The following is a 22,623-nucleotide window of genomic DNA, read 5'->3' as shown; positions in this document are numbered from 1 at the left end:
GCACGGTCAGTAAGTGCAAAAGTTTCTAATCTGTATTAGAATGATCGTTCATTCTATTGGCACGACCCTCACAACAGAAAGTGACCGTATGAACCACACACTCTCGAGCCCGCCGCTGCGGTCGGCTGGCATCCTTTTCCTCGCATGCGCGGCGGCACTGACCGCCGGCTGCGACTCCAACAAGGCCGCTGCCGGTCCCGGCGCCGCGGGCGCCAACCGGCCGCCGCCGCAGGTCGGCGTGTACACGGTGACGCCGCAGGCGCTGCCGGTCATTACCGAGCTGCCGGGCCGTACTTCCGCCTACCAGGTTGCCGAGGTGCGCCCGCAGGTGGGTGGTATCGTGCAGAAGCGCCTGTTCACGGAAGGTGCCGACGTCAAGGCCGGCACGCCCCTGTACCAGATCGATTCGGCCACTTACCAGGCCACCTACAGCGCAGCCAAGGCTGCGCTGGCACGCGCCAAGGCCAACCTGCTGACGTCCGGCCCGAAAGTGGCCCGCTACAAGGAGCTGGTCGAGATCGAAGGCGTCAGCCGCCAGGACTACGAAGACGCCATCGCCGCCAACGCGCAGGCCAAGGCCGACGTGGAATCGGCCCAGGCGTCGCTCGAGACGGCCCGCATCAATGTCGGCTACACCCGCGTCACCGCGCCGATCTCCGGCCGCATCGGCCGCTCCACCGTGACCCCGGGCGCCCTCGTCACGGCCGGCCAGGCGGCGGCGATGACGACCGTGCAGCAGCTCGACCCGATCTATGTCGACGTGACCCAGTCCAGCGAAGAGATGCTGCGCCTGAAGCGCCAGTTCGAATCCGGCGGCGTCAAGCAGGCCAACGGCCAGGCCAAGGTGACGTTGAAGCTGGCGGACGGCAGCACCTACGCCCAGCCGGGCAAGCTGCAGTTCGCCGACGCCAGCGTCGACCCGTCCACCGGCAACGTGACCCTGCGCGCGCTGTTCCCGAACCCGAAACAGGATCTGCTGCCGGGCATGTTCGTGCGCGCCGTGGTGGAAAACGGCGTCGACGAGAAAGCCATCGCCGTGCCGCAGCAGGGCGTGACGCGCAATCCGAAAGGCGAGGCGACGGCCCTGGTGCTGAACCAGAAGGGCATCGTCGAGCAGCGTATCCTGACCACGTCCGGCACCCTGGGTGACAGGTGGCTCGTCACGTCCGGCCTGGCCGGCGGCGACCGCGTCATCGTCGAAGGCGTCCAGAAGGTAAAGCCGGGCGCGCCCGCCACCGTTGCGCCGCCGACCGCGGCCACCACCGCCGCCGCCAAGCCCGCCGCACCGGCCGCACACTAAGCGGTCCACCAGGAGAACCATTTCATGGCACGATTTTTCATTGACCGGCCCATCTTCGCGTGGGTGGTCGCCATCGTCATCATGCTCGGGGGCATACTCTCGATCATGCGCCTGCCGATCGCGCAGTACCCCAGCATCGCGCCGCCGTCCATTTCGATCAGCGGCTCCTATCCCGGCGCCTCGGCCAAGACGGTGGAAGACGCCGTCACCCAGGTGATCGAGCAGAAGATGAAGGGCATCGACGGGCTGCGCTACATGTCGTCGTCGTCCGATTCGACGGGCGGCATCAGCATCACCTTGACCTTCAAGAGCGGCACCAATCCCGATATCGCCCAGGTGCAGGTGCAGAACAAGCTGCAGCTGGCCACGCCGCTGCTGCCCAGTGCCGTCACCCAGCAGGGCCTGGTGGTGTCGAAAGCCACCAAGAACTTCCTGATGGTGCTCGGTTTCGTGTCCGAGGACGGCAGCATGAACAATGCCGACCTGGGCGACTATGTCGCCGCCAACGTGGTCGACCCGCTGTCGCGCGTGACCGGCGTCGGCGACGTCACCCTGTTTGGTTCCCAGTACGCCATGCGCATCTGGCTGGACCCGGCCAAGCTGCAAAGCTACCAGCTGACCCCCGCCGACATCACCACCGCCGTGCAGGCGCAGAACGCCGAAGTGTCGGCCGGTGAACTGGGCGGCGCGCCCGCCATGCCGGGCCAGCAGCTCAACGCCACCGTGACGGCGCAGAGCCGCCTGCAGACGGCCGAGCAGTTCGGCGCGATCCTGTTGAAGACGATGGAAAACGGCGCCACCGTGCACCTGCGCGACGTCGCCAAGATGGAGCTGGGCCGCGAGAACTACAACACCGTGGCGCGCTTCAACGGCAAGCCCGCCGCCGGTATCGCCATCAAGCTGGCCACGGGCGCCAACGCGCTCGACACGGCCGAGGCGGTGAAGGAAAAGATCGACCAGATGGGCAAGCTGTTCCCGCAGGGGATGAAGGCCGTCGTCGCGTTCGACACCACGCCCTTCGTCGAGCTCTCCATCGAGGAAGTGGTCAAGACCCTGGCCGAAGCCATCGTGCTGGTCTTCCTCGTCATGTACCTGTTCCTGCAGAACTTCCGCGCCACCCTGATTCCAACGATGGCCGTGCCGGTCGTGCTGCTGGGTACCTTCGCCATCCTGTCCACGCTGGGCTACTCGATCAACACCCTGACGATGTTCGCGATGGTGCTGGCCATTGGCCTGCTGGTCGACGATGCCATCGTCGTCGTCGAAAACGTCGAGCGCGTAATGACGGAAGAGGGCCTGTCGCCGAAAGAGGCGACCAAGAAGTCGATGGGCCAGATCTCGGGCGCCCTGGTCGGTATCGCCATGGTGCTGTCGGCCGTGTTCGTGCCGATGGCCTTCTTCGGCGGCTCCACCGGCGTCATCTACCGCCAGTTCTCGATCACGATCGTCTCGGCGATGGTGCTGTCCGTCGTGGTGGCGATGGTCTTCACGCCGGCGCTGTGCGCGACGTTCCTGAAGCCGGTCGAAAAAGGCCACCACATGACGAACCGGGGCTTCTTCGGCTGGTTCAACCGCAACTTCGAGGCGGGCACCAACAAGTACCAGGGCTGGGTCGGCAACATGATCCGCCGCAGCGGCCGTTCGATGATCGTCTACGCGCTGCTGCTGGGCGTGATGGCCGTCGTCTTCATGCGCCTGCCGACGTCCTTCCTGCCGGAAGAAGACCAGGGCGTGCTGTTCTCGCAGATCCAGCTGCCCACGGGCGCCACGCAGGAACGTACCCTGAAGACCATCGAGAAGGTCGAGGAGCATTTCCTGATTACCGAGAAGGCCAACGTCGCTTCCGTATTCGCCGTGGCCGGCTTCTCCTTCGGCGGCAATGGCCAGAACACGGGTATCGCCTTCGTGCGCCTGAAGGACTGGTCCGAGCGGGGCGGCGCGGAAAACCGCGTCGGCGCCATCGTCGGCCGCGCCATGGGTGCGTTCTCGCAGCTGCGCGACGCCATGGTGTTCGCCTTCGCCCCGCCGGCCGTGCTGGAGCTGGGTAACGCGTCGGGCTTCGACCTGCAACTGCAGGACCAGGGCGGTGTCGGTCACGAGGCGCTGATGGCGGCCCGTAACCAGCTGCTCGGCATGGCCTCGCAGAACAAGGCCCTGGTGGGCGTGCGCCCGAACGGCCAGGAAGACACGCCGCAGTACAAGATCACCGTAGACCAGCAGAAGGCCACCGCATTGGGCCTGACTGTGGCTGATGTGAACAAGGTGCTGTCGGTGGGCTGGGGTTCGGCCTATGTCAACGACTTCGTCGACCGCGGCCGCGTGAAGAAGGTGTTCATGCAGGGCCAGCCGGATTCGCGCATGGCGCCGGAAGACCTGAACAAGTGGTTCGTCCGCAATGCCTCCGGCGACATGGTGCCGTTCTCCGCCTTCGCCCACGGCGAGTGGATCTACGCTTCGCCGCGCCTGGAACGCTACAACGGCCTGTCCTCGGTCAACGTGCAGGGCAGCCCGGCACCGGGCGTGTCGTCCGGCGTGGCGATGGCCGAAGTGGAGAAGATGGTGGCGCAACTGCCGCCGGGTATCGGCTTCGAATGGACCGGCCTGTCGGTGGAAGAGCGCGAGTCCGGCTCGCAAACGCCGGCGCTGTATTCGATCTCGATCCTGATCGTGTTCCTGTGCCTGGCCGCGCTGTATGAAAGCTGGTCGGTGCCGTTCTCCGTACTGCTGGTGGTGCCGCTGGGCGTCATCGGTACCGTGCTGGCCACGTGGGGCTTCCACCTGTCGAACGATGTCTACTTCCAGGTGGGCCTGTTGACGGTGGTGGGCCTGTCGGCCAAGAACGCCATCCTGATCGTGGAATTCGCCAAGGAACTGCAGGAAGCGGGCAAGGACGTGCGCGAAGCCACGCTGGAAGCGGTCAAGCTGCGCCTGCGTCCGATCCTGATGACGTCGATCGCCTTCGGCCTGGGCGTGCTGCCGCTGGCCATCGCGAGCGGCGCCGGTTCGGGCAGCCAGAACGCCATCGGCGTGGGCGTGCTGGGCGGGATGCTGACGGCAACCTTCCTCGGCATCTTCTTCGTGCCCGTGTTCTTCGTGCTGGTGCGCAGCAAGTTCGCCAGCAAGGCCGCCGGCAAGTCGTCCCAGGCGCCCGCCGCCGACGGCGCAATCGTTAAGGAAGCACACTGATATGACCAAGACCCTCATCACCGCGGCCGTGGCCGCGCTGCTGGCCGGCTGCAGCCTGGCGCCCGTCTACGAGCGTCCGCAGGCACCGGTCACGCCGGCCTGGCCGCAAGGCGAGGCCTACAAGCCCGCCGCGCAGACCGGCGACGAACGCCAGGCCGGCGACATTGCCTGGCGCGAATTCATCGCCGACGACAAGCTGCGCCAGCTGGTCGAGCTGGCGCTGAACAACAACCGTGACCTGCGCGTGTCGATCCTGAACATCGAGCGGGCCCGCGCCCAGTACGGCGTCACGCGTGCGGCGCAGCTGCCGGCCGTGAACGCGTCGGTGGGCCAGACGGCCAACCGCGTGGCGGACAACCAGAGCCCGGACGGCGAAGGCTACATCAACCGCCAGTACTCGGCGGGCCTGGGCATCACGTCCTTCGAGCTCGATTTCTTCGGCCGGGTGAAGAACCTGTCCGAAGCGGGGCTGCAGCAGTACCTGGGCACGCAGGAAGCGCGCCGCGCCCAGCAGATCGCGCTGGTGGCCGAAGTGGCCAACGCGTGGCTGACCCTGGCCGCCGACCAGGAACGCCTGCGTCTGGCCCAGGATACGCTCAAGAGCCAGCAGATCAGCTTCGAGCTGTCGAAGCGCCGCTTCCAGGCGGGCGCCACGTCCGGCCTGGACATGTACGAAGCCCAGCAGAGCGTGGAAACGGCCCGCAGCGACATGGCGATCTATACGGCGCAAGTGGCGGCCGACCAGAACGCATTGACCTTGCTGGCCGGCGCACCGGTCGGGCCGGAACTGCTGCCGCAAGGCTCGCTGACGCAGGTCACGCAACTGACCGAGCTGCCGGCTGGCGTGCCGTCGTCGGTGCTGCAACGCCGTCCGGACGTGCTGTCCGCCGAGCGGAGCCTGCAGGCCGCCAATGCCAATATCGGCGTGGCGCGCGCCGCCTTCTTCCCCAGCATCTCGCTGACGGCATCGGCCGGCAGCGCCAGCGGCGACCTGTCAGGCCTGTTCAAGGCCGGTTCCGGCGTGTGGAGCTTCGTGCCGCAACTGACACTGCCGATCTTTAACGGCGGCGCCAACCGGGCCAACCTGGACATCGCCAAGGCCGACCGCGATATCGCCGTGGCGCAGTACGAGAAGGCGATCCAGTCGGCCTTCCGCGAAGTGGCCGATGCGCTGGCCCAGCGCGGCACCCTGGACGAACGCGTTGCCTCGCAGGCGGCCCTGGCCGAAGCGTCGGCCCGCAGCTACCGCATCTACGAAGCGCGCTACCAGAAGGGCGCCGACACCTACCAGACGTCGTTGACGGCGCAGCGCAACCTGTACACGGCGCAGCAGGGCCTGATCAGTGCGCGGCTGGCGAAGGCTTCCAACCAGGTCACGCTCTACAAAGTCCTGGGCGGCGGCTGGCAGTAAACGACGGCCTAAACGGATTCATGGCGGCGTTGCAGCCCCTTGCCGTGCTTGAGCACTGTCTGCGGGGCCGCGCCTTGCCCTGAACCCGTTGAGGCCGTCGTTACAGGCCTAAACGGATTCATGGCGGCGTTGCAGCCCCTTGCCGTGCTTGAGCACTGTCTGCGGGGCCGCGCCTTGCCCTGAACCCGTTGAGGCCGTCGTTACAGGCCTAAACGGATTCATGGCGGCGTTGCAGCCCCTTGCCGTGCTTGAGCACTGTCTGCGGGGCCGCGCCTTGCCCTGAACCCGTTGAGGCCGTCGTGAAGATCGACAGCGAAAACCGGCCTACGTCAACAACGGCGGCCACCACTCCAGGCTGTTGTGGACGCCGTTGGCGCCGCGTGGCGTGAAGCCGCAGCGGTGGAACAGCCGGTAGGCCTGGCTGCTCAGCAGCAGGTCGATCCGGACCGGCACGCGCATGCGCACGGCCTGGGCCTGGAGGCTGCGCAACAGGCCCAGGCCGATGCCGCGGTTGCGGTATTCGGGCAGCAGGCTGATGTCGAGGATGCGGATGTCCTCATGGCCGTAGTTGACGTACAGGCTGCCGATGGGGCGGTCCCGTTCGAAGATGACGGCGATGTCGCCGTGCGGGTACTGGGTGCGCAGCTGCGCCTGGCGGGCCCGGAACTGCAGGGCGACCAGCAGCGCCTCGGTGCGGGCGTCGCAGCCGTCCATGCGCTGGTCTGCGCCGCGGGTGCTGGCGTACAGCTGTTCCATGAAGCGCTGGTCGGCCGGTTCGGCGGGCCGCATTTCGATGGTGCGGGAGGTCCTGGAAGCCATGTACTTTCCTGAAAAAGAAACAGGTTGGCAATGCGGGGACTGCGGTAGAAATAATAGCATCGACCGAACGGGCAAGTGCTGTCCGTTTGACAAAGAATCGTGGCCAGCGGCCAGACCGGATGAAGACTATGACCATCACAGAAAAACGCCACCAGGATCCCGAGCGGGCCGCCGGCCGGCGCCGGCAGGTGCTGGATGCCGCCGCGGCCTGCTTCGGGCGCAGCGGCTTCCACGGCGCCAGCATGGCCGAAATATCGAAGGCGGCCGGCATGAGCGCCGGCCATATCTACAATTACTTCGACGGCAAGGATGCCATCATTGCCGCCTTCGTCGAGCAAAACGTCGAGCGCGTGTCGGCGCTGCTGCGCGACCTGGAGACGCGCGGCGACCCGCTGCAGGCGCTGCTGGACGACGTGCCGAAAAGCGTGCGCGAGCACATCGACCGGGAAACCTGGAAGCTGCCGCTGGAAATCACGGCCGAGGCATCGCGCAATCCCACCATCGCCGCCGTCGTGCACGATGCGGACCGCCGCACACGCGCGCAGTTCCGCCCGATCCTGAAGGCCGGGCGCGAGTTGCACGGCCTGCCGGTGGACGACGCCACCCTCGAAGGCCGGCTGGACGCTATCATCTCCGTGTTCCAGGGCCTGCCCGTGCGCGCGCAGCACAACCCGGATCTCGACAGCGAAGCCCTGGTCGCCGCGTGCACGGTGGCGATGAAGGCGCTGCTGTTCACCTGACATCCACTTACGGAGCATCATGAGCACCAACTTCATCTTCTCCCCGCACCAGGCGGCCAGCCTGGCCGTCGCTGGCGTCGACGCCCGCTTTCCCGTGCGCCGCGTCTACTGCGTCGGCCGCAACTACGCCGGCCACGCCCGCGAAATGGGTTCGGACCCGAACCGCGAGCCGCCGTTCTTCTTCTGCAAACCGGGCGACGCCGATGCCGTCGTGGCGGTCGCACCGGGCACCACGGCCGAGCTGCCGTTCCCGCCGGCCACCAGCAACTTCCACTTCGAATGCGAGCTGGTGGTCGCCATCGGCAAGGGTGGCGCCAACATCGCCGTGGCCGACGCGGCCAGCCATATCTTCGGCTACGCCGTCGGCTTCGACATGACGCGCCGCGACCTGCAAGGCAGGATGAAGGACGCCGGCCGCCCATGGGAAATCGGCAAGGCCTTCGATTTCTCCGCCCCCGTCGGCCAGTTGCACCGCGCCGCCGACGTTGCCGACATCGCCAAGGCTGCCATCGGCCTGCAGGTCGATGGCGTGACGAGGCAGGAAGGCCACGTGGACGACATGATCTGGTCGATCCCGGAAACCATCGCCAACCTGTCCACCTTGTTCACCCTGCAGCCGGGCGACCTGATTTTCACGGGGACGCCGGAAGGCGTCGGCGCCGTCCAGCGCGGCCAGACCATCGCCGGCCATGTCGACGGGCTGACCGGCCTGTCGGTCCGCTACATTTAAGGGTTACAGGCGGGCGGCGACGGCCTGGATACCGGCCAGCGCCCCTGCCGCCAGGCCCACATCCCGCGCCCCGGCCACCTGCCACTCGCGCGGATTGATCCGCACCAGCCGCCCGCCGCCCTGCACGACCTGCTGGCTGAAATGCCGCACGGACGGGACGGCCGTCCCGGCCCCCAGTTCGACGACGACGGGCCGCCGCACCTTGTCCAGCCAACGCTCCAGCCGCGCTGCCTGTTGCGCGCTGCGCCGCTCGATCCAGTCCCAATCGCCGAACATCAGGATATTCGGCCGCGCCAGGCCACCGCAATGCGGGCAGGCCGGCGGATCGCCGCGCAGGCGGCATGCTTGCGCATCGACGTCGGGCGTGAAGCCGTCGGCCGGCCATACTTCGCCGCAGCAGGGCGCCAGGCATTGCAGGTGGTGGATCGAGCCATGGCATTCGTGGACGCGGGTTGGATCGAAGCCGGCCCGCTGGAACTGGCCGTCGACATTGCTGGTGAAGACGTGGCAGCCATGCGTCATCGCCGCGCCCCAGCCGCGCAGCAGCGCGAAGCCAGCATGAGGCACGGTAGCGCGGTACAGCGCCAGCCGGTGCCCGTAGAAGCCCCAGGCGAGTGCCGGATCGTTACGGAAGGTGGCGGGCGAGGCGACACTCGTGAAGGCCAGCCGCGCACGCCCAAGGGCAGGGTAGGCGCGCCAGAAGCCGGCGTCGCCCCGGAAGTCGGGCAGGCCGGAATCGACGCCCATGCCAGCGCCGGCCGCCACCACGAGGCCATCGGCCTGGCGTATCAGTTCGGCGGCCTGTTCGAGCACGGCGGGATCGAGATTGTTGTCGGTTTCATGCATGGGCCGATTCTAGCGCGGCGCGGCGGGTGGCGCGCGGGGGCGCAGACGTGGGCCGATTCCGGGGCGGCGCGCCGGCGGCGTGCAGAGGAGAAGAGCCTGCTTTTGTGCAAAAGACCATAGCAAAAACTCAAACCCGTCTGCTATAATTCGCAACTCGTCGGGGCGTAGCGCAGCCTGGTAGCGTACTTGCATGGGGTGCAAGGGGTCGGAGGTTCGAATCCTCTCGCCCCGACCAATAGATTCAAAGACTGAGGCCAGCTTTCGAGCTGGCCTTTTTTCTTTGCTGGGAGTTTCACCCCTACATTTACCCCTGCAGGGATTACTGCCCTCCGGTTTTTGCTCCTACGGGCCAGTTTTCGGCTGAACCGGGCTCGCCTCGTCAGTCCGCCGCTGCTGCCAACTGGCGATCTCAGTCGAGTGCCAGGCAAGAGCTCGCGCTCCCACTCGAACCGGTGTTGGGAAAGCCCCCAGCTGCATGTCACGGTAAATCGCCGTCCGCGACTTTCCGACCATATCGATTACGGCCGGCAGGCGCGGGAATCGTCTCTGTGCGTCAGCTCCAGCTGGAACAGCGCCAAGAACCTGGCCGGGAAGCCGGCCAGGGTGTCGTTGACGAGAGGGTACCTGTCGCCGTCGCTAAACTCGTGCACGCCGCCAGTGAAGCATGCCAGGGCTGGCTGGTCGTCTCCACGCGGTATCCACGCACGATGGCGAACGACTGGGCCGCAAAGGTGTCGATCCGTCGCTGCTTCGCCAGCTCGCGGATCGCGGCCACGGCGACATCCACACCGGTCCCTGGTGTGTTCCCCCAGCCTGGGAGAATCTCTTCCAGCACCGCGCACACCTCGCGCCATGCTTTCACCTGTGCTGCCTGCGCCCTCTTGTCCAGCGCCTGCAGCCTCTCTTCGTTGGCGCTGGACGGCGCTGGGCCAGCTGCGGATTTTGCTGGCGCCGCCTGGCCGAGCGCCTTGATCGCACTGCAGTAGCTCGCCGCACCGTACGAACCTGGAGCGCCAGTTGCGCCAGAGGTGGCCGCAGACATTCTCGGCCTCGCCGCTGACACTGCAGGACTTGTGCGGAAGTACGAGCGCCTCACCGAGCGCTACGACGCATGCCGCGCGCTGAATGACGGAAATGCGCTGGCGGGAACAGCTGCCCCGATGTGATTCGTCCGAACGCAACGTGAGAAATTCCGAGCAACCCTTCCTTTTGCAAGGATGTCGTTATACACAGTCATTGTCGTGTAAAAATAACAAAGGGCGATGCTGGACAAGATGATAAGATGGTGGGAAGATTGCTGGCTGTTTTCTAAAAATATACTATCAATCTAGGAGTAACGATGAAATCATTTTTCTTAATCGCGGCCGCTGTATGCGCGATGGAGGCCCAAGCGGCTGTGGTGACTGTCGAATACAATGCAACCATTGATTTTATACATAGGGAATCATTCAGCGAGGGGATATTTGATGCCGTTGAAAGCTCTGATTGGCCAGGCTATACCATCTCAGTTGGCGAAACTGTAACGGGTCGTTTTAGTTACGACGATACCAGTGGTAGTGTCGACGGCCATGGGATCACCTCGGCCAATGCTGCAAGCTATACGCAGATATTCAATGGCAGCGGGACTATTCTAGATCGTGGATCAAGTGGCGAACTGACGGTCTTTCAGGGATATGGCGGACTCGTAAGTCGTTTTGGGAATCACCCATACGCGTCCGTTAGTTTTTTCTTTCCAGCTGGCCACCTATCCCCCGGAGTTCTGCCGACTGCCAACGATTGGTCGCTGGCGGCAGTTGATAGCTATCCATCAAACAATTTTCTGATGTTATTCGTAATTGCTCCACAGAAAGAGCTTCATGTGGGCGGCAATAAGGTCTCGTTTAACGTCGTCTCCGCTGTTCCGGAGCCAGCCACTTATGCAATGCTTTTTGCAGGGCTGGCGGTGACGGTCGTTGCTTCCCGGCGTCGCGGGCAGCAAGTTCGGAGCTGACCCAGCGACAAATCATTCGCAAAAGGATGGCACTGCAACCTAGATTGACGTCTGACATGCTGCGTTTGGCCACGTCAGTGCAGCCATTACCGGCCGGCGCGGCCCCGCTGGTAGTGGCGCCCTCAGCAAACGATGGTCGTCGTACAGCATCGCTACTGGCACTGGCACGTCCGCTGGATCGCATGCAGTGGGACACGCGAGCTGAATAAGCCGGCTAGCGTATTTAAGGCGATCTCAGGCCTTGCGACGGGGACGTGCCGTGACCGCCGGCAGGCCGAAGCCAGCGGCGAGCATAGCCCAGGTGGATGGTTCGGGTACCGGCGAGACTTGCACGGTCAGCACCAGGTCGCGAAGACCGAACGTTACACCGGTGTCGCAAGTCACGATGTAGCCTTCGCCAGAGCCGGATGACCACAATAAGCACCTGCCTGCGCGGTCAACTCGTATTTCGTCTCCAGGCGCAGCACCAGGTCGTCGTAGAACGTCTGGTTCGACGAGACCGGCACGGAGCGGTTTCCCTGTACCGCGTCATAGGTATCCGCAGCGAGCGTGGGATAAGGGTATTCGTCCGATCGTAGCTTGACGTCGAACGAATTCGTTGCCACGCCGATCTGGCTGCCATTGGGAATTTCGGCAGCTGGCAGAATGCCTGGGTTCAGAGACCCGTAGCTCGTGCCGCAGACCGCAATAGAATCGATGCGCTAGCCTTCGTGCAGATCGATCGTGAAGTAGCTGCCGAGCGTCATCCACATTCGGTTGTATCCAAGATCATGATCATTGCCAGGAAAGCTCTCGAGCATGATCAAACTCCTCAGCTCGCCGGCGCGCATAGCCAGGTTGAAGCGGGCAGTGCCGGCTGCATTGGACAGCAATTCCATCTCGGCCGCCAGCAGCCCCGCGCCGCCTCATTCGATGGCGATACCGAACCCCTCCGTGGTAATCGATGTGGCGGCGTGAACCGTCGAACTGCCCAGTGCCGACGTACTCGACAAGAGGGCCGCAAACGTCTTGCACATTGTAATTCCCCGCAGTGGGTTAAAGGTCAAAAATGCCAATGATGCTTGCACGCGAGCCACACCTAAGACTCGCCAAAATCACCTTTAAAAAATAGTCTCCAGGCAAGGGCGGTCCCTTTTGCCGCCCTCGTCGAAGCGCAACCGGCCGAGAACGGCGCGTCGATGGTGCGCTTTGTCGCCGGTCTGGCCTGTCGAATTTCGAGTGTGCCATGACCTCTCCCGGGCGACAGAATGTATGTCGGTGCGGGCTGCGGATTGATCAGAACAGGCCCGTTTTGTTGTCTATTATGACCGGGGAAACGACGCTGGAAGCCACATGGAATGGCGCCTTAAAAGAACCGTATGTAAGACGCCTCTAGCGCAAAGCCAGTATGCATGCGGATTTCAGGCGGGTCTGGTCCCGCACTGGGTGCAAGGGGGGAGGTTCGAATCCTCTTGCCCCGACCAAAGCTTCAACGAAAAAGCCAACCTTCGGGTTGGCTTTTTTGTTTCCTGACCCAGCTGGGCCGCCACGAGCCAGTTAAAGCCCGAAGCAGCCAGCGTCCTTTGCGCCGGGCCCCATCTACCACCCATGATTGGTTTGCGCGAGGAAAGAGTACATCCTGGCACCATTTGCAGCATAGCAAAAGGAGCCCCTCGCGGCTGCATGAACCGTCCGGAGTCTACTGGTGAAAATCGAATCGTTTGTCTTTGCCGCGCTGTTGATCAGTGCGCCATTCGTTGCAGCAAAGGGGCCAGCGGCGGCCCCGTCCGATGCGGCGATACGAAAACAGATGATCCAGGAGTCGATCGCTGCATACCCGGGCAACTGTCCTTGTCCGTACAATGCGGCACGCAATGGCAGTGCATGCGGTGGCCGTAGTGCCTGGAGCCGACGGGGAGGCTATGCCCCGCTGTGTTACGACAAGGACATCAGCAGGGACATGGTCGAGGAGTGGCGGGCCAACCATGCAATCTCGACGGTGGTCGATGCCAACGTCAAGCCGTAGCGGCAGCGGGACTATTACTTCGGCGCCGCCAAGCCCTTGGCCAGCAACTCCGCCACCGTTCCATTCAAGTCCCCGCCATTCTCCGCGGCCAGCGCCTGTACCTGCTTGACCAGCTCGCTGTTGAGCTTGACGGCGAACGGCACCAGGCCCAGCGCCTGGTCGCGCTTGCGCTGTTCGCGCTTGTCGATGGCCGGGGCGGCCGTGTTGCCGAAGGCGGCCGTGCCTGGTGCGACCATCTTGCCCATCAGTTTTTTGGCGTCGTTCTTTGCCAGGTCCGCTTTTTTCATGTGTTTGCCCTTTAAAACGGTACATTGTACGCGTCAAGGACGAATCGGCATCGGCCGGCACGGGGCAGCCTCGCTTGTCGCAAAATTGTAAGCAGCGTCATCGCACACGCAGCCGATACGTTGTGCGGGAAGGGAGATGTTGCGTGAAAACCGCTCCCGTGCGCCACAAGGCGTGCAGTTTTGATAAGATGAATGGTTTCCCCATCGGGTAAAGGTTCGAATCATGGCGGAACGCGGCAAGACCAGGGCGCGGGCTGACGGTTTCACGGCGGCACGCGTGGACGAGGCAATTCGGATTGCGGACACGGACGGTGTCAATCCCGCGCTGGAATACATGGAGGAAGCGGGCATACCGCGCTGGACGGCCCTGCGCGTGCTGTGCTCGCCACTGATGCACCGGCGCCGGGAACGGCGTTCCAATCCGCGTTAGCCCCGGGCGCGCGCGGCCGGGCTGCGGGCGGTCCAAAACAGAATACACTCATATCGTGACGTTGCAGTGACACCCCTTGCGTTCAACCTGCCGGGAGCTTTCATGAACAAGTCCGTCTCGAAGTCCGTTATCCTCACGCCATTGCTCGCCTGCGCCATGCTGGCCGCCGGCACCGCGCTGGCCCACCACGGGTGGAGCGAATACGATGCGGCCAAGCCGCTGAACCTGTCCGGCACGATCGTCGAGAGCGGCTACACGCAGCCGCACGGCCATGTGCTGCTGCAGTCGGCCGACAAGCGCTGGCACGTGGTGCTGGCGCCGCCGTCGCGCATGGAAAGCCGTGGCCTGGCGAAGGAAGCACTGACCTCCGGCGCCAAGGTCACCGTGTACGGCTACCCTCACCGCAGCAAGCTCGATGAGCTGCGCGCGGAACGCATCACCATCGGCGAGAAGACGACGGAGCTGCGCTGATGGCGCTGGCCCCCGGGCCTGCCTGGGCGGAATGGGTGGCGGCCACGCCCATGGCGCAGGCCATGCGCGACGGCGTCTGGCTGTATCCGGTCGTCGAGATTGTCCATATCACGGGCTTCGCCGTGCTGGTCGGCGCCGTGGCGCTGTTCGACCTGCGCCTGCTGGGCTGGGCGCGCGCCTTGCCGCTGCGGCCCCTGGCGGCGCACCTGCTGCCGTGGGCCGTGGCCAGCCTGCTGCTGATCGTGCCGGCCGGCCTGCTGATGTTCGCCACCCAGCCGCGCGACTTCCTGTCCAACGATACCTTCCTGCTGAAGATGGCGCTGCTGCTCGCGGCCGGCGTCAACGCGGCCCTGTTCCACCTGGGTCCGTGGCGCCGGGCAGCGGATTGGGAGGTGGACGTCGCCACGCCGCCGGGCGCCCGTCTGCATGCACTGCTGTCGCTGCTGCTGTGGGTGGGCATCATCGCCTGCGGGCGCCTTCTGGCCTATACGTGAAACATGAAGATCGCCTGTATTTCCGACATCCACGGCAACCTGCACGCGCTCGATGCCGTGCTGGCCGATATCGCCCGGCGCGGCGCCGACGTCATCGTCAACTTGGGCGACATCCTGTCCGGCCCCTTGCTGCCGCGCGCCACGGCCGAGCGCCTGATGGCACTGGACCTGCCCACCGTCGCCGGCAACCACGAGCGGCAGGTCCTGGCGGACGATCCGGCCCGGATGGGGAACTCGGACCGCTTTGCCCGCGACGCCATCACGCCGGCCCAGCGCGACTGGATGCGCGCGCTGCCGGGCACCCTGCGGCCGGTGGGCGACGTGTTGCTGGTGCACGGCACGCCGGACTCGGATGTCGTGTGCTGGCTCGACAGTGTCTCGCCCGCGGGCCGGCACGCGGCCAGCCATGAGGAAGTACGCGAGCGGGCCGGCACGGCGCAGGCCAGCCTGATCCTGTGCGGCCACACGCACGTCCCCCGCAGCATGCTGCTGGACGACGGCCGCCTGGTCGTCAATCCCGGCAGCGTGGGCCTGCAGGCGTATTACGACGAGCATCCGTTCCGGCACAAGATGGAAAACGGCACACCGCATGCCCGCTACGCCATTGTCGAGCGGGTGGGGGCGACATGGACCGTCGAGCACAGGGCGGTGTCGTATGACTGGGAGGCCGCCGCCGCGCTGGCCGAGCGGCACGGGCGGCCCAATTGGGGCCATGCCTTGCGGTGGGGGCGGATGCCTTAGCGGTCGGCGTGGAGCACGCGCTGTCAGCTCCGGTGGCCGATCTCGACGACGATACCGCCCGGCGCGCGCACCCAGAACTGCAGGCAGCCATAGCCCACGGCCGGCGGCGGCGCGTCGAAGCCGGCGTCCATCAGGGTGGCGTGGGCCGCATGGACGGCATCGTCCGACGGCTGCAGGAAGCCGATGTGAAAGCCTTCCGGGTAGTGCGGGTCCATCGTGGCCGTGAGCACCAGCACGAAGCCATCTTCTGCCTGCAGCACGGCCATCGCATTGGCGCCGCGCGTGGACCGCTGCGTGAAACCGCAGCCCCGTACGAAAAAATCCGCCGTCGCGGCCACGTCCGGCACGGCCAGGTCGAGGTGGTTCAGCCGCATCGCCGCCTCAGGGCAGGCGCGCCGCCGTGCTGTTGCGCGGCGTCGCGTGTTCGTGGAACAGATCGGCCAGGTAGTCGCACAGCTCGTGCTCGGCCACGTCGTGCGACACGATGAAGTCGGCCGGGCGGCGCTTGCCCTCGGCACCGAAGTACCAGGCATGCCAGGCGCCGGGGGTGCCCGTGATGGCGATCAGCGCGCCGAAGATCTTGAATCGCTGCTCAGTCATTGTGCCTCCATCGAAGTGAGGTGAACCAGTCAGTCCAGCCAGTGTAGCAGCACGCCTCACCCCAGTACTTCCTTGCAGACAGCCAGCCAGGCCCGCGCCGCGTACGACAGGTAGCGTCCGTTCCACACGTGGGCCACCCGCCACTGCAGCTCCGGCTCGACGATGCGCACGGCGTGCAGCCTGTCGCCGGCCAGGCGGTCGACGAACGGTTCCGGCAACAGCGCCACGCCGATGCCGCTGGAGGCCATCTCCACCAGCCAGTCCCACTGGCCGCTCTGCGCCGCCACCTTGGGCGTGAAGCCCGTGTCGGCGAACGCCTGGCGCAGGCTGCGCGTGAGCGCGAAGTCGTCCGTCAGCAGCACCAGCGGCATGTCCTTCAGTGCCGCCAGGCGGATCGTGGTGCGGCGCGGCTGGAACGCGCCACGCGCCGCCAGTGCCCTGATCGGCCAGGATGCCACGGGCAGCGTCGCCACCGCCAGCCCGGCAGCCACGGGCAGCACCGTCATGCCCAGTTCCAGCTCGCCCGCCGCGACCAACCGTTCGACCGCCTGGCCCGGTTCCTCGCGCAGCACCAGGGCGATGTCCGGATGGCGTTCCCGGAACAGCTTCAGCACGGGCGTGAACAGCACGTTGATCATCGGCGGAATGCCGATGGCGAGCGTGCCGCGCTCGCTGGCCTGGATGTCGCGCACCTCCGCCGCCAGGGTACGCATGGTCGCCAGCATTTCCTGGCCGCGGTCGTAGACCACCTGGCCCGTGTCCGTCAACGTCAGGCGCCGGCCTTCGCGGACCAGCAGCGGCGTGCCCAGTTCCTGCTCCAGCTGGTGGACCATCTTGCTGATGGTCGACTGCGTGACGTGCAGCAGCGTGGCGGCCTGCGTGAAGCTGGACAGGCGGGCGGTTTCGACGAAGTAGCGCAGCGAGCGGATATCCATGAATTTTCTGAATGCTTTTAGGGAATATAAGTCATATTCTGCATGAATTGCGGATTCTATACTGGCGCCATCGCAGATCGAGAAGCCGAGGACGACAGCATGAATCCATCCCGTTACACCCCCCGCATCCGCCGTGGCGACCTGCTGGCCAAGGTCATGCCGGCCGCGGACGCGGCGCGCCTGTTCCAGCCGGGCATGACGGTCGGCATGAGCGGCTTTACCCGCGCCGGCGACGCCAAGGCGCTGCCGCGCGCGCTGGTGGAACGCTCGCGCACCGAACCCCTGGGGCTGACCCTGATCACCGGTGCCTCGCTGGGCAACGACAGCGACGGCCTGATGGCCGAGGCGGGCGTGCTGGCGCGGCGCCTGCCGTTCCAGGCCGATGCCGCGCTGCGCCGCAAGATCAACACGGGCGAGGTGATGTTCATCGACCAGCACCTGTCCGACACGGCAGAACAGCTGCGCAGCGGCAGCCTGCCCGCCATCGATATCGCCGTCATCGAGGCCGTGGCGATCCGCGCCGACGGCAGCATCGTGCCGACCATGGCGGTCGGGAACAGCGCCAGCTTCGTACAGCATGCGCGCGCCGTCGTCGTCGAACTGAACCTGGCGGCGCCGCTGGCGCTGGAAGGCCTGCACGACATCTACCTGCCCCGTGCGCGGCCCGAGCGCACGCCGATCCCCTTGACGACGCCGGGCCAGCGCATCGGCGGCACGGCCATCGCCGTCGATCCGGCCAGGATTGCCGCCATCGTCGTCACGGACAGTCCGGACAGCCCGTCGACCGTGCTGCCGCCAGACGAAGGCACGGCTGCCATCGCGCGCCACGTGGTGGCGTTCCTGGAAGGGGAGGTGGCGGCCGGCCGCATGGGCCCGCGGCTGCTGCCGCTGCAGGCCGGCATCGGCACCATCGCCAACGCCGTGCTGCACGGGCTGGCGCAGTCGTCCTTCCGTGGCCTGACGATGTATTCGGAGGTGCTGCAGGATTCGGCCATCGCGCTGCTCGACTCGGGCCACCTGGCGCTGGCATCGGCATCGTCGATCACGCTGTCGGCCGACATGCACGATCGCTTCGTCCACAACATCGAACGCTACCGCGAGCGCATCGTGCTGCGGCCGCAGGAAATCAGCAACCATCCCGAGATCGTCAGGCGCCTGGGCATCATCGGCCTGAACACGGCGCTGGAGTTCGACATCTACGGCAACGTCAACTCCACCCACGTGGGCGGCACCCACATGATGAACGGCATCGGCGGCTCCGGCGACTTCGCCCGCAACGGCGAACTGGCCATCTTCGTCAGCAAGTCCGACGCCAAGGGCGGTGCCATCTCCAGCGTCGTGCCGATGGTGGCGCACGTGGATCACACGGAACACGATGTCGACGTGCTCGTCACCGAATGGGGCCTGGCCGACCTGCGCGGCCTGGCGCCGCGCGAGCGCGCGCCGCTGATCATCGAGCGCTGTGCCCACCCCGACTACCGCGCCGCCCTGCACGATTATTTCGGCCGCGCGCTGCTGCGCGGCGGCCAGACCCCGCACGTGCTGGACGAGGCGCTGGCGTGGCACGAGCGTTACCGGAACGCCGGCTCGATGCGGTGAGGCGGCTGGCAGGCGGCAAGTATCCGTGCTCGTTCATCACGCTCCGGTTTCGGCGACTGAAGAATCTTGCCGATATTGAAGCGAGCCAGTCGCCATAAGGCTCGCTTTCAGATCATCAGTGACAATCCGATAGTGTTGGAAAGCCTCGACAAGCAGGTCAGAGAGGACGCATTTTGCTGTTTTCGCCGCGCCCTCCTGTGGCATCATCGGTTCGGCTCGGGTGCCGCGCACCCTCCACTCTCGTGTTCTGCTTACATCGAGGATGTCATGATGATCGCCACGCTTGACGAGGCCGCACAGGCCATGCACCCCGAAACCGATGCCGCGGACGCGGAGCCGGTCCGCCTTGCCGCCGCGATGGCGGCGCCCATCACCTTCGATTTCGAGGCCAACTTCACGGCCGACGAGGAGGTCGGTGGCCCGACCCGCTTCGATGTGCACCAGAGCGTGGCAGGCCATACCTTGCATGTGACGACGACGGAAACGCCGCTGATCGTCGCGCCCGAGGGCACCTTGACAGGCCAGCCCAACGACCCCGTCATGCAGGGCAACGTGCTGGCCATCGATTGGGATGAGGAGGGCGTCATCATGCCCTACTACCTGGAGCTGCGCATGGATCCCGGCGTGGTGTTCGACCTGACGGCGTTCTCGATGGTCGACATGGGCGTGATGGGTTCCCTGCGCGTGACGACCAACCTGGGTCACGTCGACCTGCCCGTGCCGTTCAGCATCGCGGGCACGTACTACACCTCCGACAGCCCGGTCCTGCACGGCATCACCTACGCCCGCATCGGTAACAGCGCCGGCACGGTAGTGGCCATCCAGCTCGACGACATCGTCGTCGCCAACGTCACCGCGCCGCCCGTGTTCGTCGGCGCCATTACGTCGATCGCGTCGATCCAGAACGGCAGCGGCGTCAACCTCGCCGGCCTGCTGCATGTCAGCGATGCCAGCGGCGGCGAAACGCTGACGTGGAGCCAGGCCGTCGCACCGGCCCACGGCTCGCTGTTCCTGCTGGGCGCCACCGCCGCATCCGGCGGCACCGACATCGCGCCGCCGGGCACGCTGACCTATGTGCCGGCCGTCGGCTTCGCCGGTGTCGACAGCTTCACCGTGCAGGTGTCCGATGGCGCCGCCACGGCCACCCGCACCATCACCGTCGCCGTGACGCCTGAGCAGCCCGGCGCGCCGGACCTGGCGGGCGCCGCCGACACGGGGGGCGACCCGCTCGACAACGTGACGGCCGCCGGTACGCTGGGCTTCACCGGCACCAGTGCCGTGGGCGACAGCGCCAGCACGGTGCGCGTCTTCGTCGATGCCGACGGCGACGGTGCCTACGACGTGGGCGAGATCACGGCCACGGCCACCGTCACCAATGGCGGCTGGACCGTGGGCGGCATCGATGCTTCCGGCCTGGGCAACGGCAGCCACGCCGTGCGTGCCGTCGTCACGTCGGTCACGGGCGGCCTGTCCAGCACTGTCAGCGCGTCCATGAGCGTGACGATCGACCGCGAGGCGCCCACGGCGGCGGTGCCGGCGCTGACGCAGCTGGTCGCGCCCACCGGCAATGCCTTCGACTTCACCGTCACCTACGCCGACATGGGCGGCGCCGGCCTGGACGCCGCCACCTTCGGCACCGGCAACGTGGCCGTGCGCGACACCCTTGGCAATGCGCTGGCCGTCACCGGCTTCGCTGTCGACGGCAACGCCGTCACCTACACGGTCCAGGCTCCCGGCGGCAGCTGGGATGGCAGCGATGCCGGCGCCTACACGATCGCGCTGAACGCCAATTCCGTGCGCGACGTGGCGGGCAATGCCGTTGCCGCAAACGCCGCGGCCGGCACCGTCGACGTCACCTACGCCAGCGCGCCCACGGTGTCCGGCCTGGCGCTGGCGGCCGACAGCGGTGCCGATGCGGGCGACTTCGTCACCAACGTGGCCGGCCAGGCCATACATGCGACCCTGAACCGTCCGCTGGCCGTGGGCGAAACAGTGTGGGGCTCGGTCGACAACGGCGCCCACTGGTCCGACATCACCGCCCTGGTCAGCGGCACGGCTATCGGCTGGACCGGCGTCACCCTGTCGGGCAGCGGTACCGTCGCCATCAAGGCGCGCGACGCGGGCGGCCAGGACAGCTTTGTTGCCAGCCACGCTTACGTGATCGACGTCGCCGCGCCGGCCGCCGCCACGCCCGTGCGCGCCGACCTGATCGATCCGGTTGGCGCCGCGTTCACCTTCACCGTCAAGTATGCCGACACGGGCGGCGCGGGCCTGGACCCGGCCACTTTCGGCACGGACGACGTCATCGTCACGGGTCCGGCCGGCGCGCTCGCCGTAACCGGCCATGCGGTGGCGAACGGCACCGTGACGTACACGGTCGGCGCGCAGGGCGGCGCCTGGGACGCGCCGGAGCTGGGCGACTACACCATCGCCATCGCCGCCGGCGCCGTGCGCGACCGGGCCGGCAACGCGGTGCCGGCCGACGGCGCGGCCCACACCTTCCACGTCGGTGCACGGCCGGTGGCCACCGTCAACGTGGGCGACAGCACGCTGACCGCCGGCGAAACGGCCCTGGTGACGATCGCCTTCGCGCGGCCCGTGCAGGACCTGGACGCCGGCGACCTGGCGGTGGGCAATGGCATGCTCTCCAGCCTGGCCAGCAGCGACGGCGGCCTGACGTGGACGGCGACCTTGACGCCGGCCGCCGGCGTGTGGGCGGCGGCCAACACGGTGGCCCTCGACATGCGCCTGGTGCACAGCGCCGACGGCACGCCGGGCACCGGCACCGTGCAATCGAATCCGTACGCCGTGCAGACGGGGACGCCGCCTCAACCCGGCCAGCCGGGCAACGCCATCATCGACGGCGTGCCCGTGGTGATCGAGCAGCAGCGCGATGCCGCCACTGGCCTGACGGTCAACATCATCACGGTGCCGACCATCACGGGCGACCGTGCCGACGACCCCGGCACGCCCAATCCGGCGCTGGCCGACATCGTGCTCGAGGCCAGCGGCGGCGGGCAGGCCGCCACCTTGACGGCCAGCCTGCCGGTGGGCAGCAGCCTGTGGGCCAGCGGCCCGGCCACCCTGCTGGCCACGGACGGCGCCTTGCCGGACCTGGTCGGGCGCATCGAGCAGCACACGGCGGCCGGCTCGGCCAGCCGGCAGGCCATGACGGACGCAGGCAAGGCCTTCCTGGCCGACCTGCAGCCGGGCGTGCAGCTGCAGACGGCGACGCTGGCGCCCTCGATGGGCGGCGCACTGGCGCCGTCCAGCTTGCTGGTGCGGGGCGCCGACGGGACGGCCGGCACGGCCACCGGTATCGTGCTCGATGCACGCGCGCTGGCGCTGGAGACGACCGTCATGCTCGACGACGTGGCCTTCGCCGTCGTCATCGGCGCGGCCACCTTGCGCGGCGGCGGCGGTGGCAACCACGTGATCGGCGACGCCGCCAGCCAGCAGATCGACGTGGGGGTGGGCGACGATGTACTCGATGGCGGCGCCGGCGACGACGTGCTGGCCGGTGGCGGCGGTGCCGACAGCGTTGCCGGCGGCGCGGGAGACGACCTGGTGCAGGGCGGGCGAAGCGACGTGGGCGCCTGGCGCTTCATGCTGGGCACCGATGGCACCTTGACGGCCCAGCACAGCTTCCGGCCCGGCGCCGCCGGTCCGGGCCAGCAGGAAACCGTGCAGCGCGGCGAACTGGACGGCTCGGCCGCCGGCCTGGGCTGGCTGGCCGCGTCGAACGAGACGCTGACCGATCTTGCCCTGCTGTACCGGGGCGCCTTCGGCCGCGCGCCCGACCTGGGCGGCCTGGCGTTCTTCGTGGAGCAGGGCGGTACGGCGGCCGCGGTGGCGCGCGCCTTCCTCGGGTCCGGCGAATGGGGCGACACGGCCCCGCCGCAGGCCGAAAACGCCCTGTTCGTGGCCGACCTGTACCAGCGCGTGCTGGGCCGCGCCGCCGACGGCGCCGGGCAGCAGCACTGGACGGCGGCGCTGGACGGCGGCACCTTGACGCGCGGCGAGGTGCTGGCCGCGTTGG

At 66.8% G+C, this 22,623-nt stretch carries 24 protein-coding genes and 1 tRNA gene; 14 read left to right on the top strand and 11 right to left on the bottom strand.

What is annotated here, in order from left to right; translation table 11 throughout:
• Positions 1–88 precede the first annotated feature (88 nt).
• The 3 genes from GM672_RS10120 to adeC are packed head-to-tail and all read left to right on the top strand — an operon-like array spanning position 89 to position 5,897.
• Positions 89–1,300, top strand: a complete 1,212-nt coding sequence (locus tag GM672_RS10120; RefSeq protein WP_155470406.1) for an efflux RND transporter periplasmic adaptor subunit — start codon at positions 89–91, stop codon at positions 1,298–1,300.
• Between the two features lie 24 nt (positions 1,301–1,324).
• Positions 1,325–4,486, top strand: coding sequence for an efflux RND transporter permease subunit (locus tag GM672_RS10115; RefSeq protein ID WP_155470405.1), 3,162 nt, complete (start codon positions 1,325–1,327; stop codon positions 4,484–4,486).
• Position 4,487: 1 nt separating this feature from the next.
• The gene (gene adeC, locus GM672_RS10110) at positions 4,488–5,897 is read left to right on the top strand and encodes an AdeC/AdeK/OprM family multidrug efflux complex outer membrane factor (protein WP_155470404.1); all 1,410 of its coding nucleotides are present in this window, start codon (positions 4,488–4,490) and stop codon (positions 5,895–5,897) included.
• Between the two features lie 324 nt (positions 5,898–6,221).
• Here the strand turns inward: adeC and GM672_RS10105 are convergent, their stop codons facing one another.
• Positions 6,222–6,716, bottom strand: a complete 495-nt coding sequence (locus GM672_RS10105; RefSeq protein ID WP_170300006.1) for a GNAT family N-acetyltransferase — start codon at positions 6,714–6,716, stop codon at positions 6,222–6,224.
• A 128-nt stretch (positions 6,717–6,844) separates the two neighbouring features.
• Between GM672_RS10105 and GM672_RS10100 the strand changes: the two genes are divergently transcribed.
• Together GM672_RS10100 and GM672_RS10095 are read left to right on the top strand one after the other, a co-directional pair.
• Positions 6,845–7,456, top strand: a complete 612-nt coding sequence (locus GM672_RS10100; protein WP_155470402.1) for a TetR/AcrR family transcriptional regulator — start codon at positions 6,845–6,847, stop codon at positions 7,454–7,456.
• Between the two features lie 19 nt (positions 7,457–7,475).
• A complete protein-coding gene (locus GM672_RS10095; protein WP_155470401.1) occupies positions 7,476–8,186 on the top strand; it encodes a fumarylacetoacetate hydrolase family protein in 711 nt (236 codons plus the stop codon).
• A gap of 3 nt (positions 8,187–8,189) precedes the next feature.
• Here GM672_RS10095 and GM672_RS10090 read toward each other — a convergent pair whose 3' ends face one another.
• Positions 8,190–9,032 (bottom strand): SIR2 family NAD-dependent protein deacylase, encoded by an 843-nt coding sequence (locus tag GM672_RS10090; RefSeq protein WP_155470400.1) that lies wholly within the window; start codon positions 9,030–9,032, stop codon positions 8,190–8,192.
• A gap of 158 nt (positions 9,033–9,190) precedes the next feature.
• Here GM672_RS10090 and GM672_RS10085 point away from each other — a divergent pair.
• Positions 9,191–9,267: transfer RNA gene (locus GM672_RS10085), tRNA-Pro, on the top strand.
• A gap of 107 nt (positions 9,268–9,374) precedes the next feature.
• On the opposite strand, the gene GM672_RS29945 is transcribed toward GM672_RS10085, so the two are convergent.
• Together GM672_RS29945 and GM672_RS10075 are read right to left on the bottom strand one after the other, a co-directional pair.
• A complete protein-coding gene (locus tag GM672_RS29945; RefSeq protein WP_371867050.1) occupies positions 9,375–9,563 on the bottom strand; it encodes a helix-turn-helix transcriptional regulator in 189 nt (62 codons plus the stop codon).
• Between the two features lie 22 nt (positions 9,564–9,585).
• Positions 9,586–10,074 (bottom strand): hypothetical protein, encoded by a 489-nt coding sequence (locus tag GM672_RS10075; RefSeq protein WP_155470398.1) that lies wholly within the window; start codon positions 10,072–10,074, stop codon positions 9,586–9,588.
• Positions 10,075–10,371: 297 nt separating this feature from the next.
• Here GM672_RS10075 and GM672_RS10070 point away from each other — a divergent pair, with 297 nt between their 5' ends.
• A complete protein-coding gene (locus GM672_RS10070) occupies positions 10,372–11,022 on the top strand; it encodes a PEP-CTERM sorting domain-containing protein (protein ID WP_155470397.1) in 651 nt (216 codons plus the stop codon).
• A gap of 234 nt (positions 11,023–11,256) precedes the next feature.
• Here the strand turns inward: GM672_RS10070 and GM672_RS29940 are convergent, their stop codons facing one another.
• The 3 genes from GM672_RS29940 to GM672_RS10060 all read right to left on the bottom strand — a co-directional run bounded on the left by GM672_RS29940 (position 11,257) and on the right by GM672_RS10060 (position 11,900).
• Positions 11,257–11,355, bottom strand: coding sequence for a PEP-CTERM sorting domain-containing protein (locus GM672_RS29940; protein ID WP_371867049.1), 99 nt, complete (start codon positions 11,353–11,355; stop codon positions 11,257–11,259).
• 47 nt (positions 11,356–11,402) lie between these two features.
• The gene (locus tag GM672_RS28305) at positions 11,403–11,627 is read right to left on the bottom strand and encodes a hypothetical protein (protein WP_170300005.1); all 225 of its coding nucleotides are present in this window, start codon (positions 11,625–11,627) and stop codon (positions 11,403–11,405) included.
• Between the two features lie 96 nt (positions 11,628–11,723).
• On the bottom strand, positions 11,724–11,900 hold the full coding sequence (locus GM672_RS10060; RefSeq protein WP_155470395.1) for a hypothetical protein: 177 nt from the start codon (positions 11,898–11,900) through the stop codon (positions 11,724–11,726).
• Positions 11,901–12,706: 806 nt separating this feature from the next.
• On the opposite strand from GM672_RS10060, the gene GM672_RS10055 reads away from it, so the two are divergent.
• A complete protein-coding gene (locus GM672_RS10055) occupies positions 12,707–13,027 on the top strand; it encodes a hypothetical protein (RefSeq protein WP_211517346.1) in 321 nt (106 codons plus the stop codon).
• Positions 13,028–13,041: 14 nt separating this feature from the next.
• On the opposite strand, the gene GM672_RS10050 is transcribed toward GM672_RS10055, so the two are convergent.
• Positions 13,042–13,314, bottom strand: a complete 273-nt coding sequence (locus GM672_RS10050; protein WP_155470393.1) for a hypothetical protein — start codon at positions 13,312–13,314, stop codon at positions 13,042–13,044.
• A 223-nt stretch (positions 13,315–13,537) separates the two neighbouring features.
• Between GM672_RS10050 and GM672_RS10045 the strand changes: the two genes are divergently transcribed.
• From GM672_RS10045 to GM672_RS10030, 4 genes are all read left to right on the top strand, one after another.
• Entirely contained in the window at positions 13,538–13,744 is a 207-nt protein-coding gene (locus GM672_RS10045) for a hypothetical protein (RefSeq protein ID WP_155470392.1), read from the top strand.
• A gap of 102 nt (positions 13,745–13,846) precedes the next feature.
• Entirely contained in the window at positions 13,847–14,215 is a 369-nt protein-coding gene (locus GM672_RS10040) for a DUF6152 family protein (RefSeq protein ID WP_211517345.1), read from the top strand.
• A complete protein-coding gene (locus tag GM672_RS10035) occupies positions 14,215–14,709 on the top strand; it encodes a DUF6644 family protein (protein ID WP_155470391.1) in 495 nt (164 codons plus the stop codon). Before GM672_RS10040 ends, GM672_RS10035 begins: the two co-directional genes overlap by 1 nt.
• 3 nt (positions 14,710–14,712) lie before the next feature.
• Positions 14,713–15,450 (top strand): metallophosphoesterase family protein, encoded by a 738-nt coding sequence (locus GM672_RS10030; RefSeq protein ID WP_155470390.1) that lies wholly within the window; start codon positions 14,713–14,715, stop codon positions 15,448–15,450.
• A gap of 23 nt (positions 15,451–15,473) precedes the next feature.
• Here the strand turns inward: GM672_RS10030 and GM672_RS10025 are convergent, their stop codons facing one another.
• From GM672_RS10025 to GM672_RS10015, 3 genes are read right to left on the bottom strand one after another with little or no spacing between them, the layout of a single operon-like run.
• Complete coding sequence (locus GM672_RS10025) at positions 15,474–15,824, bottom strand: VOC family protein (RefSeq protein WP_155470389.1); 351 nt, start codon at positions 15,822–15,824, stop codon at positions 15,474–15,476.
• A 7-nt stretch (positions 15,825–15,831) separates the two neighbouring features.
• Positions 15,832–16,050, bottom strand: coding sequence for a DUF7661 family protein (locus GM672_RS10020; protein ID WP_155470388.1), 219 nt, complete (start codon positions 16,048–16,050; stop codon positions 15,832–15,834).
• A gap of 56 nt (positions 16,051–16,106) precedes the next feature.
• Positions 16,107–16,985, bottom strand: a complete 879-nt coding sequence (locus GM672_RS10015; protein WP_155470387.1) for a LysR substrate-binding domain-containing protein — start codon at positions 16,983–16,985, stop codon at positions 16,107–16,109.
• 99 nt (positions 16,986–17,084) lie between these two features.
• Between GM672_RS10015 and scpC the strand changes: the two genes are divergently transcribed.
• The gene (scpC, locus tag GM672_RS10010; RefSeq protein ID WP_155470386.1) at positions 17,085–18,584 is read left to right on the top strand and encodes a succinyl-CoA:acetate CoA-transferase ScpC; all 1,500 of its coding nucleotides are present in this window, start codon (positions 17,085–17,087) and stop codon (positions 18,582–18,584) included.
• A gap of 267 nt (positions 18,585–18,851) precedes the next feature.
• A partial coding sequence (locus GM672_RS10005; protein WP_155470385.1) for an Ig-like domain-containing protein occupies positions 18,852–22,623 on the top strand: 3,772 nt, incomplete at its 3' end.

The organism is Pseudoduganella buxea (assembly GCF_009720835.1).
Classification (GTDB): Bacteria; Pseudomonadota; Gammaproteobacteria; order Burkholderiales; family Burkholderiaceae_D; genus Rugamonas; species Rugamonas buxea.
The sequence above is the reverse complement of the archived record's forward strand: the minus strand, read 5'-3'. Positions and strand labels throughout refer to the sequence as shown.

Bases quoted from the DNA above. Each gene is read 5' to 3' on its own strand.
- GM672_RS10100 (WP_155470402.1), top strand. From the start codon at position 6,845: ATGACCATCACAGAAAAACGCCACCAGGATCCCGAGCGGGCCGCCGGC.
- GM672_RS10050 (WP_155470393.1), bottom strand. From the start codon at position 13,314: ATGAAAAAAGCGGACCTGGCAAAGAACGACGCCAAAAAACTGATGGGC.
- GM672_RS10090 (WP_155470400.1), bottom strand. From the start codon at position 9,032: ATGCATGAAACCGACAACAATCTCGATCCCGCCGTGCTCGAACAGGCC.
- GM672_RS10015 (WP_155470387.1), bottom strand. From the start codon at position 16,985: ATGGATATCCGCTCGCTGCGCTACTTCGTCGAAACCGCCCGCCTGTCC.
- GM672_RS10035 (WP_155470391.1), top strand. From the start codon at position 14,215: ATGGCGCTGGCCCCCGGGCCTGCCTGGGCGGAATGGGTGGCGGCCACG.
- GM672_RS10120 (WP_155470406.1), top strand. From the start codon at position 89: ATGAACCACACACTCTCGAGCCCGCCGCTGCGGTCGGCTGGCATCCTT.
- GM672_RS10075 (WP_155470398.1), bottom strand. From the start codon at position 10,074: ATGTCTGCGGCCACCTCTGGCGCAACTGGCGCTCCAGGTTCGTACGGT.
- GM672_RS10070 (WP_155470397.1), top strand. From the start codon at position 10,372: ATGAAATCATTTTTCTTAATCGCGGCCGCTGTATGCGCGATGGAGGCC.
- scpC (WP_155470386.1), top strand. From the start codon at position 17,085: ATGAATCCATCCCGTTACACCCCCCGCATCCGCCGTGGCGACCTGCTG.
- GM672_RS10030 (WP_155470390.1), top strand. From the start codon at position 14,713: ATGAAGATCGCCTGTATTTCCGACATCCACGGCAACCTGCACGCGCTC.
- GM672_RS10095 (WP_155470401.1), top strand. From the start codon at position 7,476: ATGAGCACCAACTTCATCTTCTCCCCGCACCAGGCGGCCAGCCTGGCC.
- GM672_RS10115 (WP_155470405.1), top strand. From the start codon at position 1,325: ATGGCACGATTTTTCATTGACCGGCCCATCTTCGCGTGGGTGGTCGCC.
- GM672_RS10025 (WP_155470389.1), bottom strand. From the start codon at position 15,824: ATGCGGCTGAACCACCTCGACCTGGCCGTGCCGGACGTGGCCGCGACG.
- GM672_RS10105 (WP_170300006.1), bottom strand. From the start codon at position 6,716: ATGGCTTCCAGGACCTCCCGCACCATCGAAATGCGGCCCGCCGAACCG.
- GM672_RS10040 (WP_211517345.1), top strand. From the start codon at position 13,847: ATGAACAAGTCCGTCTCGAAGTCCGTTATCCTCACGCCATTGCTCGCC.
- GM672_RS10060 (WP_155470395.1), bottom strand. From the start codon at position 11,900: ATGGAATTGCTGTCCAATGCAGCCGGCACTGCCCGCTTCAACCTGGCT.
- GM672_RS10020 (WP_155470388.1), bottom strand. From the start codon at position 16,050: ATGACTGAGCAGCGATTCAAGATCTTCGGCGCGCTGATCGCCATCACG.
- adeC (WP_155470404.1), top strand. From the start codon at position 4,488: ATGACCAAGACCCTCATCACCGCGGCCGTGGCCGCGCTGCTGGCCGGC.
- GM672_RS10045 (WP_155470392.1), top strand. From the start codon at position 13,538: ATGGCGGAACGCGGCAAGACCAGGGCGCGGGCTGACGGTTTCACGGCG.